Source organism: Capnocytophaga sp. oral taxon 323 (assembly GCF_001278825.1).
GTDB lineage: Bacteria > Bacteroidota > Bacteroidia > Flavobacteriales > Flavobacteriaceae > Capnocytophaga > Capnocytophaga ochracea.
Genome location: NZ_CP012589.1, coordinates 1,491,372 through 1,506,156 on the forward strand (window position 1 = coordinate 1,491,372; position 14,785 = coordinate 1,506,156).

Consider the following 14,785-nt stretch of genomic DNA (forward strand, 5'->3'; position numbering starts at 1 on the left):
TTTTTTAATATTCGCCTATGCTTACAATATCGCCTAAGTGATTGATACGAACTTTTACGATATTCCTCAAGGGTTCTAAACTTTTAATCTGTTGAAAAGTAATTCCTTGTAATATTTTATCATCTTGAAGAGTTGTTTCTAAATGATGCCTAAATTTGAAGTCCCTAACCACACTATTTCCATATTTTACAACTGATATTGTTTGTACTCTAAACAAATTGGGGCTTATCAATTTTTTATTTTTAGGATCTAACAAGTCTATTTCAGCGGGATTAAATCCTGTTGTTTCGTTAGGAAATACAAACATTTCATTCTGTTTCATAGTGAACATAAATTGCCAACCTTCTGCTTGTTTATAGGTTTTATCAATAATAGGAAGCCCTTGCTGAGCTCGTACGACAGCGTCAAAGAATGAAACTATTTGTTCCTGCAAATTACCTTCTTTATCCCGATAAATAGCCACGTGGTGGTTATTGCCAGTACTTACATAATCTACAGGAATTTCTTTTCCTTCTTTATTTAAAGTAGTTTTTCCTAAATGGTCTTTTCCTATGTGCAAAGGTTGAGCGTTGTTCACGCCACTTATAGTAACGCGTTTAATCGCAATTCCTTTTTCTTTATTGAGCCAAATAGGATTCTTTTCTAAGTCTACAAAGGCTTTCTTAGGATCATTATCGTAGGCTTGGAGTCGCTTGATAAGAATACGTTTTACTCCTTGGTCAATTACTTTTTCAATAGATTTCAAATCTTTGAAATTGTCAGGAGAAATATCCTTGCGGATAGAAAAATCTTCTTCCAAGTAGGTGAGATTTACTTTTTCTGGCAAAGTTTTAGTTTTTGATTCATCTAAATAAATAGGTTTTTTAGATAGTGCGTTCTTCCCTGTAAAGGCTTTTTTAGGGTCGTTGTCATTGGCTTGCAATCTTTTTAGCAATGCTTCGCGATAAAGGGGATTAGAGACTTTTGCGATAGTTTCTTTATCAAATTTTACACCTATTTTTTCTTCTTTATTGACATAATATTGGTATTTGCCATATATAGTTTCTTTGTGTAGCTGACCTCGTGGCGTGAGTGTGATTTGTTGTTTATCAGTGCCAGCAGGTTTATTTACATTTTTGGTAACTACTTTATTCTTTGTTTTGTGCGAAATGAATATTTCTTCGAGATGTTTTTTGGCTACTTGTCTAAAGTTAGGTATAGGCTCTATAAAAACTCTCTTATTCTTACCATTATTAGTTCGGACTTTAATTGTTTCTTTTTCCTCGATAGCTAAAATAACCGAATAATTTTTGTTGTTTTCGTCTTTTCGAGCGTTGAGATGATTGAGGTACTGTATGTAAGAAGGTTTGGTGAAAGCTACCGTAAGGGCATCCATTGCGTGGTGACGGTGGTCGTTACGCTTTGTCCAGTTCTTAATCACAGTTACTTTGTTACCATCTTTGCGTTCTTCTACTTCAGTAAGTCCTAACGACTGATATTTAGGCATATTTAGCTCTTTCATCACATCTACCAAGCCCCAGTCTTCGCGCAATCTATCAGTGATACTTCCTGAGGTAGACAGCACATTTTTAGTTACTTGGAAAAGTATTTCTTTAGCTTTTTTGGCTATGTACTGAGTATCTCTCAGGTCTCTATTGATAAAGTCATCACCTATTTCAGAGGCTTTTTTGAGTAAGTTCTTGTATTTAGTAGGAGAAATGCTTTTTGTTTTATAAGCATTCTCTACTCTGGTGAGATATTGATTGAGTTCTTCTTCACTGTTTAAAGAAGTAATATAATCAAAAGCTGTAGATTCTCCTTTTTTGATATTAAATTCTCTGAAAGCTAATGTTTTGTTAGAAAAACTATCATCGAACACTCGTGCCTTAGGAACAATGTGTTCTATATCTATATTCTTGCTAAACAATACATCGGGAGCTATATAGGCATTCGTATACAGTTCTTTATAGCCATTGTGTTCCAATTCTTGATACAAGCGATAACGAATAATATCAGATTTCGTAGGATTCTTGATGCCAAACTGTTTCTGAAGTATTTCGCTAATTTTTTGGTGTTCTAATTTAGCTTTATTGATATTTTGGGTCATTTCATACCTCTTTTGCGCATTTTTCTTCAATTCACGAGCTAATTCAATGCGAATTTCATCGAAATGGAAGTATTTTGTAATTTTCCCTTCGGCATCTCGTTCACTGTTTTTCTCAATCAAAGCGTTCACTACATTGATCATCTGATTGAGAATCTTCTCAACCACAGGATTTCTCAAAGCGTTCTTTTTAAGTAGTGGAATGATATTTTTCAGTTCACGAGCCTCTAATTCTTCTGTGGTTAAAGATAGTTTAGAGTGCTTGTAACCTGCCATTTCACAAGCTATGCTATACTGATTTTCTTTTATATTAGGGTATATCTTGCGGATAGCTTTAGTAGATAGGCTACCGTAATCATCTTGCAAGGCTACATTGGCGAGTATTCTAACGTGTTCTCTCTTAAAAGCGTATTTCTTTTCTAAGATTCGGTAAAGGGTTTCATTCCCAGAAGTAGAATCATCACTTTCATAGGAATAAAGCAAATGCCACAACTGATAGGAATCCTGCTTTTCAAACTCTTTTACAGGCAAAAGAGGGTCAAAATAAAGGATTTTAGTACATATTCCTAATGCTTGGAAGATAGCTTTTACACTTTCTCTGATTTCGGAAGCTGAAAGAGGAGATTCGTCTAAAGACCAATCGTCTTTTGCAGATTTTATTTGTAAAATATCTTTCACGTCGTGAGCTTCCATTTCAACAATCTTTAAATAGGCTTCATAGAGTGCTTTTTGAGTGCGATTTCCTTCTAATTGATTGTAGTTGATTTCCCATTCTTGAGGAGAATAGCCTAATAATTTCAGTACTTTATCTGATTTCAGGTCTCCTTTTAAGTTAAGTTCCTCAAAAAGAAGTTGTTTGCATTCCATATCCAAACTAAAAATCGTTTGAGAAGATTCATTGAGCAAATCTAACTGAGTAGTCTTAGCAGAGACTTTCTTTTTTCTAATACCTTTTCTTTTGCAGATAACGTTATTGAGTATTTGCCAAATCTTAAATTCTTGAAACAAAGGAGAGGATTTAGGAACAACACGAGCTCCTATGGTTTTAGTTATAGTTTTTCCGTCTTTTTCTATCTCAATTTCTTTGCTCTCAAACTCACAAAATGATATCAATCCTTTTTGAGATTTAGGTTTACGTTGATAAAAAATTACCACATCACGGATTTGCTTTTTAAGTTCCTCAGTCAATTCTTTGTGAAATGAAGCTTGAGTTTCCCAAATGCGTTCAAACTCATCTAAGTAATCCTGACGGTAAAACACTTTATTTTTAAGGCTATTATGTCTATTTTCCTGAAGCTGTGCATACAAGTATTGCCCTACTGTTTGACGATTGAAATAGAGTTCTTTACTTCTATCGGAAATAGCGCCTAAATAGCCACTTGCATTGTTCAAATTATTATTGATTTCGGTTAAGACATAAGCTACTTCTTCTTTTGAAAGTTGTTTAGATATAGCCTCTACACGCCACTGATAGGCTTGCAAACGAACAGATTCTTTAGAACCTTTGTTCTCTGCTGTGTCAAAATGATATCTTTTAGAAAAAGCTTTTGAAGTAGCATCCTTACCTTTCCCTTGCAATTCTTTGTAAAAACTATCTGTTAGGATATCAGGGTAAAACTGTTTTTGAAAATTCCAAACGAGGTCAAATTCTTTTTGTAAATCTGAACGATAAAAGTCTGGGAGGAGTTTTTTATTTTGTTGAAGTAATTGTAGCGATAACTGTCCTGTAGTTAAGTTTTCATCATAGAGGCGCTTTGCTATAGCCATTCCATCTATTGCTTGTCCTTCATCTTCAGTTTTTGCTTTTCTGCTACTTTTATAGCCTCGTTTTTTATTAATAGCCAGTAGTACCCTAGCGAACTCTTCTTTCTCAATACGTTCGGTAACAGCTTTAGCTCTCAATTGCCAAGTAGAATGTGTGGTATTTTTGCCATTTTCAGCTAAAATAGAGGAGGAAGTAATTAGGTTCGCTTTCTGCAATAAATCTATGAGATATTTTCGCCTTTGTTGATAGCGATCAAGATTTAGTCTTGCTCCGTGTTTAAGGGTTCTATTGGCATTAGTAGTTATTGATTTTCCTTTTTCAAAGTCCGATTGTTCATCTGTAGTTAAGGGAACAATGCGCACTCCCAACTCTTTAATCTCTGATTTTTCTTTGTTTTCATCTTCTACAATATGGGCAAAACCTATTGAAGTGGTGCCCAAATCTAATCCAAGTATATTTTTCATTGTTTTGTAATTTGGTGAGGCAAAGATAACGAAAAAAAGTTAAAAGTAAAAAATAAATTAAGAAATATTTGCACATTAAAAATATTATACCTACTTTTGTCGCACAATTTGAAAGCAATTCACAATAAGGATTTTTTCCGTTGTGAAAACATTTAAAGGAGCCCTATCATTATATTAGTGATAGGGTTCTTTTTTATTCCCTATTTTTTGTATCTATAAGAATAGTTACAGGACCGTCATTACACAAGGCTACTTGCATCATCGCCCCAAACTGTCCTGTGGGCACTCGCTTGCCTAACAAACTTTCCACTTGCTTTATAAACGTCTCATAGATAGGAATTGCAACTTCTGGACGTGCTGCCTTTATATAGCTGGGGCGATTACCTTTTTTAGTAGAGGCGTGCAAGGTGAATTGCGACACGATAAGCACTTCTCCTCCTACATCTTTTACTGAAAGATTCATCACCCCATTTTCATCGTCAAAAACACGTAAATTCACCATTTTAGCCGATAACCACGCTATATCCTCATTGGTATCGCTATCTTCTATACCTACCAATACTAATAAACCTTTATTAATAGAAGCTACTGTTTGCTTATCTATATCCACCGATGCGTGAGTTACACGCTGAATAACTACTCTCATAAAATATCTTTTTTTATTACTCTCCAAGCCCTTCTGAGTTTCTCTCTCAGATTTGTTAATACGCTGTTTTCTCCTCATCAACGGAAGCATTCCACTTACATCTTCCTTCTTACCTTGCCAAAAAATTCATCATTATATCTTCTTTCCTTCTCCTTAGCTTCACTTTAAATTCGTCTTGAGTTCGTCTTTCCTTCGTTCATTGTTCGTCTTTCCTTCGTCTTTCCTTCGTCTTTTCTTCGTCTTAGCTTCGCTCTTCCTTCGAATAAACCCTATTTTTCAAGTATTTCACTTACCTCACAAGCTTTCTTTCGCTACTCAATCAAAAACTTTTCACTCCTAACTTTTTAGATATTTTTTGTATAACAATTGTTCAAGATTCATATAAGCTAAGCTTTTTTTGCAATATACAGCTTTTTAATTCTCCTACTCTCCCTCCAACTCGTCCTTCTCCCTTCCAAGCAGTCCTACAACTTCAAACAATAAAAAAAGAGCAATTCTTTATCAGAATTGCTCTTTATAAGAAGGCGGCGACATACTCTCCCACAACAAGTGTAGTACCATCTGCGCTAAAAGGTTTAACTGCTCTGTTCGGAATGGTAAGAGGTGAGACCTTTGACTATAACCACCTTAAATCTTTAGTCCTTAGGTTTTAGGCCATAGGCCTTAGGTTGTACGACTCAGAACTAATGCCTGATGCCTGTGTCCTAATGCCTTGATATTTTAACATATAGGGATAAAAAACATATTTTTAACTAACAACTTCTTAAGAGATTGATAATTGATAAACATAAGTAGTATTACACTTTCTTACCTCTTATCTCTTAACTCTTATCTATAAAAAAGAATACTGCGCGAAAAGTCTACGGGTGATTAGTATTACTCGGCTATGATGTTACCACCTTTACACCTGTAACCTATCAACGTGGTCATCTCCCACGACCCTTAAAAGAAATCTCATCTTGTGGCGGGTTTCGTACTTATATGCCTTCAGCACTTATCCCATCCGCACTTAGCTACTCTGCTATGCCCTTGGCAAGACAACAGATACACCAGCGGTGCGTCCAACTCGGTCCTCTCGTACTAGAGTCAGATCCACGCAAATTTCTAACGCCCACAGTAGATAGAGACCGAACTGTCTCACGACGTTCTGAACCCAGCTCGCGTGCCACTTTAATGGGCGAACAGCCCAACCCTTGGGACCTTCTCCAGCCCCAGGATGTGACGAGCCGACATCGAGGTGCCAAACCCCCCCGTCGATGTGAGCTCTTGGGGGAGATCAGCCTGTTATCCCCGGCGTACCTTTTATCCTTTGAGCGATGGCCCTTCCATACGGAACCACCGGATCACTATGCTCTACTTTCGTACCTGATCGACTTGTAGGTCTCTCAGTCAAGCTCCCTTATGCCATTGCACTCTTCGCACGGTTACCAAGCGTGCTGAGGGAACCTTTAGAAGCCTCCGTTACTCTTTTGGAGGCGACCACCCCAGTCAAACTACCCTCCACGAATTGTCCCCTGCACTCTGCAGGGTTAGACCTCAGATAAGCAAAGGGTGGTATTTCAACAACGACTCCACAACTACCAGAATAGCCGCTTCTTAGTCTCCCACCTATCCTACGCATCACTTATCCAAGACCAATACGAAGATATAGTAAAGGTGCACAGGGTCTTTTCGTCCCACTGCGGGTAATCGGCATCTTCACCGATACTACAATTTCACCGAGCTCATGGCCGAGACAGTGTCCAAATCGTTACACCATTCGTGCAGGTCGGAACTTACCCGACAAGGAATTTCGCTACCTTAGGACCGTTATAGTTACGGCCGCCGTTTACTGGGGCTTCAATTCAAACCTTCGTGTTACCACTAAGCTCTCCTCTTAACCTTCCAGCACCGGGCAGGTGTCAGACCCTATACCTCATCTTTCGATTTTGCAGAGTCCTGTGTTTTTGATAAACAGTCGCTTGGACCTCTTCACTGCGGCCTATCTTACGATAGGCGACCTTTCTCCCGAAGTTACAGGTCTATTTTGCCTAGTTCCTTAGCCATGAATCTCTCGAGCGCCTTAGAATTCTCTTCCCAATCACCTGTGTCGGTTTACGGTACGGGCATTAATCTTCGCTTTTCTTGGAAACGTTGTCACTACTCTATCACCTCGGCCGAAGCCTCAGTGTACTATCAAAGCCATAACAGCTCCTTTAACGTACTATTCCGTCAGTACGCGGTAGTTATCTCGTTCCGTCGCTTTTATTAGATTAATGGTACAGGAATATTAACCTGTTGTACATCCACTTCCCCTGCTCGGGTGCGCGTTAGTCCCCGACTAACCCTCAGCTGATTAGCATAGCTGAGGAAACCTTGATCTTTCGGCGGGCAGGTTTCTCGCCTGCCTTATCGTTACTTATGCCTACATTTTCTTTTCTATCAGCTCCACTATGTCTCACAACTTTAGCTTCTACGCCTATAGAATGCTCCCCTACCGGTATGTATATAATACAACCCCATAGCTTCGGTAATATGCTTATGCCCGTTTATTATCCATGCCCAACCGCTCGACTAGTGAGCTGTTACGCACTCTTTAAATGTATGGCTGCTTCCAAGCCAACATCCTAGCTGTCAGTGCAGTCAGACCGCGTTTGGTCAACTTAGCATATATTTGGGGACCTTAGCTGATGGTCCGGGTTCTTTCCCTTTAGGATATGGACCTTAGCACCCATACCCTCACTGCTGATGAGCATTTAATAGCATTCGGAGTTTGTCAGGAATTGGTAGGCGATGAAACCCCCGCATCCAATCAGTAGCTCTACCTCTATTAAACTCACATCAACGCTGCACCTAAATGCATTTCGGGGAGTACGAGCTATTTCCCAGTTTGATTGGCCTTTCACCCCTACCCTCAGGTCATCCGAAGTCTTTTCAACGACAACCAGTTCGGTCCTCCACGCTGTGTTACCAGCGCTTCAACCTGCCCAAGGGTAGATCACCAGGTTTCGCGTCTACTACTACCAACTTAACGCCCTATTCAGACTCTCTTTCGATGCGGATTCGTATCTGAAATACTTATCCTCGCTGGTAACAGTAACTCGTAGGCTCATTATGCAAAAGGCACGCCGTCACAGCCTAAGCTGCTCCGACCGCTTGTAAGCGTATGGTTTCAGGGTCTATTTCACTCCGTTATTCACGGTTCTTTTCACCTTTCCCTCACGGTACTAGTTCACTATCGGTCTCTCAGGAGTATTTAGCCTTACCGGATGGTCCCGGCTGATTCAGTCAAGGTTCCTCGTGCCCCGACCTACTCAGGATTCCCATAAGATTTATAAAACTGTGCCTATACGAGACTTTCACTCTCTATGGTGTGTCTTTCCAAACACTTCTAATCCAGCTTTACAACCTATATCTGGGTCCTACTACCCCCATATTGCCGTAACAATATGGGTTTGGGCTGTTCCCATTTCGCTCGCCACTACTTTGGGAATCACTTTTGTTTTCTTCTCCTCCGCCTACTTAGATGTTTCAGTTCAGCGGGTTTGCTCACCTTTACGGTGTAGTACATCTTCAATGTACTGGGTTGCCCCATTCGGAGATTTGCGTATCATATCGTATGTGCCAATACACGCAACTTTTCGCAGCTTATCACGTCCTTCTTCGCCTCTGAGAGCCTAGGCATCCCCCATACGCCCTTACATAACTTTTCGCGCTTGTAGTCCTAGTCAATTGACAATTAACATTTGATAATTGACAATTATCTAAGTACCTCTCGTTCTCTTTGATTCTTTTTGATTCTTTCGTTAGATTATCAATAATCTATTATTGATCTCTTATGCTTTTTATCCCAATATGTCAATGTACGTTTGTTGTGGAGAATAAGGGATTCGAACCCTTGACCCCCTGCGTGCAAGGCAGGTGCTCTAGCCAGCTGAGCTAATTCCCCCTGTCTCTAGGTAAGAGATATGTGGTAAGAGGTAAGAGGATCCTTCCTCTAGCTCACTCCTAGAAATTTCCTTCTTTTTAAGCTTATTTTGCTTGTAGTCCCAGGCAGACTCGAACTGCCGACCTCTACATTATCAGTGTAGCGCTCTAACCAGCTGAGCTATGAGACTTTGTTCTAATTAGCAAATTTGTAAATTTGCAAATTTTATTTTGTTGTCAGCAAGATTTAAAGAACCAAGTCCTTATTGATTACAAATTTAATCAATAAACTAGCTGTTCATCATTTGTAATTCGTAATTCGTCATTAACTTTCGGCCTTCTCTAGAAAGGAGGTGTTCCAGCCGCACCTTCCGGTACGGCTACCTTGTTACGACTTAGCCCCAGTCACTAGTTTTACCCTAAACAGCTCCTTGCGGTGACCGTCTTCAGGTACTCCCAGCTTCCATGGCTTGACGGGCGGTGTGTACAAGGCCCGGGAACGTATTCACCGGATCATGGCTGATATCCGATTACTAGCGATTCCAGCTTCACGGAGTCGAGTTGCAGACTCCGATCCGAACTGTGACCGTCTTTATAGATTCGCGCCTGCTCACGCAGTGGCTGCTCTCTGTAACGGCCATTGTAGCACGTGTGTAGCCCAAGATGTAAGGGCCGTGATGATTTGACGTCATCCCCACCTTCCTCACGGTTTGCACCGGCAGTCCCATTAGAGGGCTCGACCTTACTCGTTAGCAACTAATGGCAGGGGTTGCGCTCGTTATAGGACTTAACCTGACACCTCACGGCACGAGCTGACGACAACCATGCAGCACCTTGAAAACTGTCCGAAGAAGGAGGTATCTCTACCTCTGTCAGTCTCCATTTAAACCTTGGTAAGGTTCCTCGCGTATCATCGAATTAAACCACATGCTCCACCGCTTGTGCGGGCCCCCGTCAATTCCTTTGAGTTTCATTCTTGCGAACGTACTCCCCAGGTGGGATACTTATCACTTTCGCTTAGCCACTCAGATTACTCCAAACAGCTAGTATCCATCGTTTACAGCGTGGACTACCAGGGTATCTAATCCTGTTCGCTCCCCACGCTTTCGTCCATCAGCGTCAATTAATTGTTAGTAATATGCCTTCGCTATCGGTGTTCTGTGTAATATCTAAGCATTTCACCGCTACACTACACATTCCAACTACTTCACAACCATTCAAGACCAACAGTTTCAAAGGCAGTTGCTTAGTTGAGCTAAGCGCTTTCACCTCTGACTTACCAGCCCGCCTACAGACCCTTTAAACCCAATGATTCCGGATAACGCTCGCATCCTCCGTATTACCGCGGCTGCTGGCACGGAGTTAGCCGATGCTTATTCATAAGGTACCGTCATCAAAGTACACGTACTCCTTATTCTTCCCTTACAAAAGCAGTTTACAACCCATAAGGCCGTCATCCTGCACGCGGCATGGCTGGATCAGTCTTCCGACCATTGTCCAATATTCCTCACTGCTGCCTCCCGTAGGAGTCTGGTCCGTATCTCAGTACCAGTGTGGGGGACATCCCTCTCAGAACCCCTATCTATCGTAGCCTTGGGGAGCCGTTACCTCTCCAACTAGCTAATAGAACGCATACTCATCTTTCACCACCAAGGCTTTAATAGTTGTGTGATGCCACACTACTATACTATGGGGTATTAATCCAAATTTCTTCGGGCTATCCCCCAGTGAAAGGCAGATTGTATACGCGTTACGCACCCGTACGCCGGTCTCTGTTACCCGAAAGTAACTTCCCCCTCGACTTGCATGTGTTAGGCCTGCCGCTAGCGTTCATCCTGAGCCAGGATCAAACTCTTCATCGTTAAATTCTTTTATATCTTCTAACCGATCTTCAAGTTATTGACTTCAGGTTTCACTCAATCCTTTAAATCTTCTTTGTGCTGTACAACATTATGTCAAGGTACGTGTTGTTTATTCCACTCCAGAGGCACTACTCTCCTCTTTTGCGGGTGCAAAGGTATAACCTTTTTATTTACCTACAAAATTTTTATACAATTTTTTTTGAAGATTTTTTTAATAATTTGATAATGAGAAATGTATTTTTATATTAGTTACTAAAAAATTATAAAAAACTCTAAAAATATCCGAGACACAAGTCGCACGGATAAGAAAAAACGATAAATATGAGCTACAAGAAACTCATCTATGGAGTAGTAGCGCGATAGACTAGTAAAAATATACATCTAAAAAAATTAAGAACAAAAAGCTTTGTTTAAATTATAGCAATGTCCCTTTACCTATCAGAATATTAACGGAATAAGAAGATATGCTACCAGCGCAGCTATCACTCCATATACCATCATAGGTACAACGGTAATTTTCATTATTTTCCCTTCGGCTTTATCAATGCCTAATACTGAACATACCGCGATAATATTGTTGATACACACCATATTACCCATCGCTCCGCCTACTGATTGCAAGGCGAGTATCAGAGGCACTGAAAGTCCTGTGGTATTAGCAACCGAGTATTGCACGGCTCCAAAAGTAAGGTTCGATACGGTGTTAGAGCCCGAAAAGAAAGACCCTACCGCTCCTAAATACGATGAGAAGATCGTCCAGTGACTGCCTGTGGCTTGCGCCAATCCGCGACCGATAATTTGCACCATAGAGTTTTCTCCTCCCATCAGCATTACATTTACCATAATAAGCGCACCTACCAAAGCCAAGAAAGGCTTCTGTATCTGCACAAAACTAGCCGAAAAAAGCTCTTTGGTCTGCTTCCATTTCAGCGAGAATAACGGAATGGAAATGAGTACTGTAACTACAAACGGAATAAGAGCGGGCACATAGAGCAGTTTATAGCTCTCGTTTTCGCCCGTAGCAAAAATATTATTCAGTGAAAAAATGAGTCCTTTAGTAACCTCAAAATCGCCTAGATAACCCAATTTTATAGTAAACCACTCAGTTGTATCGTTCAAAAGTGCTTTTAGTGGAAGTTGTTTAATGCGGGTAATTGCTAAAATGATAATGAGTGAAGCCGTAGGAAAAAGGGCTTTGATGAGTTCTGAAGATTTTACCTTCTCGTGATGTACTTCACGGTTATCAGTTTTAGATAGTCCTATTCCTTTGCTTGCAATGCCCACCGAGATAAAGAGCCCAATAGCCCCTCCTACCAAAGCGGGGAACTCGTAATTGAACCACGCAATAACCACGTAAGGCACCGTGCACGAGAGAATACTAATGAGTATAAAAACTATGTTTCGGCGTATCTGTTGCCAAGATACAATCACCTTGAGTGCCATCACAGGAATTACAAAAGCAGCAAACAGATGCACAATAGCCGTAATCCTACCTATGTCGGAAAGCTCAGTGTCAGAAATAGCTCCATTACCGATAAGCGTACCAAAACCAAACCACGTAGGGGTACCCACCGCTCCAAACGATACGGGCACCGAGTTCATAATAAGTGTGAGAATGGCAACTTGCAAAGGCTTGAAGCCTAATCCTACCAATAAAGGAGCTGCGATAGCCGCAGGCGTACCAAAACCACTGGCTCCTTCAATCATAAAGGCAAAAGCCCAGCCTATAATCATCAGCTGTGCCACAGGATTCGGACTGATGTTGCCTAACCAACGGCGCAACACATTCATTGCCCCTGTCATCTCCATCATTCGGTTGAAGAGCACCGCCCCAAATATTACCGTAATAGGCGTAGCTACCGATATGATAGCCTTAATAAAGTTAGCATTTACGGCTACAAAAGAGCCTTCAAAATAAGTTAGGTGCAACACATACACCAATCCTGCAATAAGCGGGAGTGCTATATACGAGGGAAGTGCGTTCTTTTTAACCATCAAATAGATGAGTAGCACTATCGGAAGTACGCTAAGAAATAAAGCCATAAGTTTCTTTTTTATTTTCTTTTGAGGGCAAAGATAGTGTTTTCTATTTAATATACAAATATTACGAAAAAATTATGTTTTCTAGCGAAATAGCAAAGACAAAAAAAGAGTGAGCCTTTTCGGAGGCTCACTCTTTTTGAATAAATCAAAAAAACTTCTTTTCTACTGGAAGTCTAAATCGGTTTCTTTTTCGTATTTAATTTGCTTAGTGGTTACATTATTCTTATTGGTATGTTCTCCTAGAGTACCTGTAACAATAAGTTTGGTACCTGCTGTTTTCAGTTTGGCTTTAGTTTCTTTGGATAACGCTTTAAATACAGTATTAGTAGCATATAGTTGTATTTCGGTATTATCGGTAGTAAAAACTATGAAAGAAGAAGAACCTTTTACAGTAATTGTTCCTTCTAATTTCACTTTTTTGTCTTTATATTTATTGAAATCAGCAACAGTAGCAGTGGCTGCTTTTAGCTCAGGAAGCTGTACTACTGGGGTATCACCAAATACGATATCACCTTCCACAGCATAAACCAATTGATATACGGTATTTCCATTTACACTATAATCTTCAAATTTTCCTTTAATTGAAGTAAGCTTTTGTCCGTCAGTACCCAATTTAGTTTGAGCGTCTTTACTAAAAGATTTGAGATTAGGAGAGTACAACTGTATTTTATTACCATCCGAGAAAACAACGTAAGATTTTCCACCTTCAACTTTTAGAGTGGCATTCTTTAAATTTACGTGCTTACCCACTTGGTAATCGCTGGCAAGAGTAGCGGTTGTAGCGTCTACATCTACATAAGTAATCGCAGCAGGTGCTTTTATAAATTCTATATCACTTTCTTTGCTGTACAGTATTTCTTTTACAACAGTCCCATTTTTAAGGGCATAATCAGTAAAGACTCCTGTAACGTTTATTTCATAACCTTCTGTTGCCAATTTTTCTTTAGCTGCATCTGAAATAGTTACGCCCTTAGCTGAAAATACTTGTATTTCGGTACCATCTTTGAAAACGATGTAGGTTCTTCCGCTTTTTACTACTGTCGTACCGTGCAATTTTACGGTTTTGCCTACTACATAATCAGCTACAGTAGCATTGCTCGCTTCTAAGGTCTCAACAGTCGTAGAGGTTTGTGTATCAGTTTGTGTACTGGTAGAAGTACCTCCTTTTACTACCAAATCAGCATAATTGCTTATCATAAATTGGTAGTCTTTATTGAATTTGGTAAGCACTCCTGTTACTTCCACTTCACCGGCAGGTACTTTCTCGTCTTTGAACTTAGCATAACTGCTAGTTCTGAAGATAATAGTCTTCCCATTAGCATCGGTAAGCTTGTAATTAGTGGCACCTCCAAGGGCATTGCTCTTGTCATAAAGTGTTTTACCTACGGCATCAGTAGGGAAATGTACTCCTTTAAGGGTAATGAGCTGGTCTACGTGTGCTTCGGTAGATACTTCTTGTATAGAGTTACTCACTTTGGCTAATTCGGCAACTGTTTTGCGCTCACCTGTGTCAAACAAGTGTTTTTTATAAATCGCCTCAGCCATTGTGCCTACACTCACTCTTCCACTTTTGGCAGTATAAGTACCGTGACCTACCTCTATAGCACTGTTGTTAAGTTGAGTGGTAAGGTCTTTCAAGCGCAATTGTATTTTAGCTCCTACGGGAAACTCAGTATAAAGACCACTTTTGTCAATCGCTACTGAAAGTCCTTGATTCTTATCAGCGTTCTGTATGTAGATTTTCTTGTAGAAGTTACCTCCTTCATCGCTGGATATTACATACCCCTCAATAGCTTCATCAGCAGTATAGGTAGCCACTGAGGCAGTTACTTTTGTGAGTACGTTAGCAAAACTTACTACTTGACCGCTATAGTCAGGCAGTGGCTTTTTCCCGTTAGGATCGGGAATGTCATAATCGTCGTCTTTTACACACGATGTAATAGCGAATGCCGTAAATAGGGCTATCGCCACTGGTTTTAATAGGTTTAGTTTCATATGGCTATAAGTTTACAGTTA

General features: G+C 40.2%; 4 protein-coding genes, 2 tRNA genes and 3 rRNA genes. All 9 read right to left on the minus strand.

Going from position 1 to position 14,785, the window contains the following annotated elements:
• Nucleotides 1–4 precede the first annotated feature (4 nt).
• Nucleotides 5–4,312 carry a type II CRISPR RNA-guided endonuclease Cas9 gene (gene cas9, locus AM608_RS06415; protein ID WP_053581145.1) on the minus strand — a complete coding sequence of 1,436 codons (4,308 nt, stop codon included), beginning with the start codon at nucleotides 4,310–4,312 and terminating at the stop codon, nucleotides 5–7.
• Nucleotides 4,313–4,505: 193 nt separating this feature from the next.
• A complete protein-coding gene (gene dtd / locus AM608_RS06420; RefSeq protein WP_053581847.1) occupies nucleotides 4,506–4,958 on the minus strand; it encodes a D-aminoacyl-tRNA deacylase in 453 nt (150 codons plus the stop codon).
• Nucleotides 4,959–5,477: 519 nt separating this feature from the next.
• A 5S ribosomal RNA gene (gene rrf / locus AM608_RS06425) occupies nucleotides 5,478–5,588 on the minus strand.
• A 220-nt stretch (nucleotides 5,589–5,808) separates the two neighbouring features.
• A 23S ribosomal RNA gene (locus tag AM608_RS06430) occupies nucleotides 5,809–8,650 on the minus strand.
• A gap of 162 nt (nucleotides 8,651–8,812) precedes the next feature.
• Nucleotides 8,813–8,886 (minus strand) — tRNA-Ala (locus tag AM608_RS06435).
• A gap of 95 nt (nucleotides 8,887–8,981) precedes the next feature.
• Nucleotides 8,982–9,055: transfer RNA gene (locus AM608_RS06440), tRNA-Ile, on the minus strand.
• A gap of 155 nt (nucleotides 9,056–9,210) precedes the next feature.
• Nucleotides 9,211–10,726 (minus strand): 16S ribosomal RNA (locus tag AM608_RS06445).
• Together the 16S, 23S and 5S rRNA genes with 2 tRNA genes alongside form the textbook arrangement of a ribosomal RNA operon.
• Nucleotides 10,727–11,164: 438 nt before the next feature.
• Entirely contained in the window at nucleotides 11,165–12,769 is a 1,605-nt protein-coding gene (locus AM608_RS06450; protein WP_053581146.1) for an L-lactate permease, read from the minus strand.
• Nucleotides 12,770–12,931: 162 nt separating this feature from the next.
• Complete coding sequence (locus AM608_RS06455) at nucleotides 12,932–14,764, minus strand: DUF5689 domain-containing protein (protein WP_053581147.1); 1,833 nt, start codon at nucleotides 14,762–14,764, stop codon at nucleotides 12,932–12,934.
• Nucleotides 14,765–14,785: the final 21 nt, after the last annotated feature.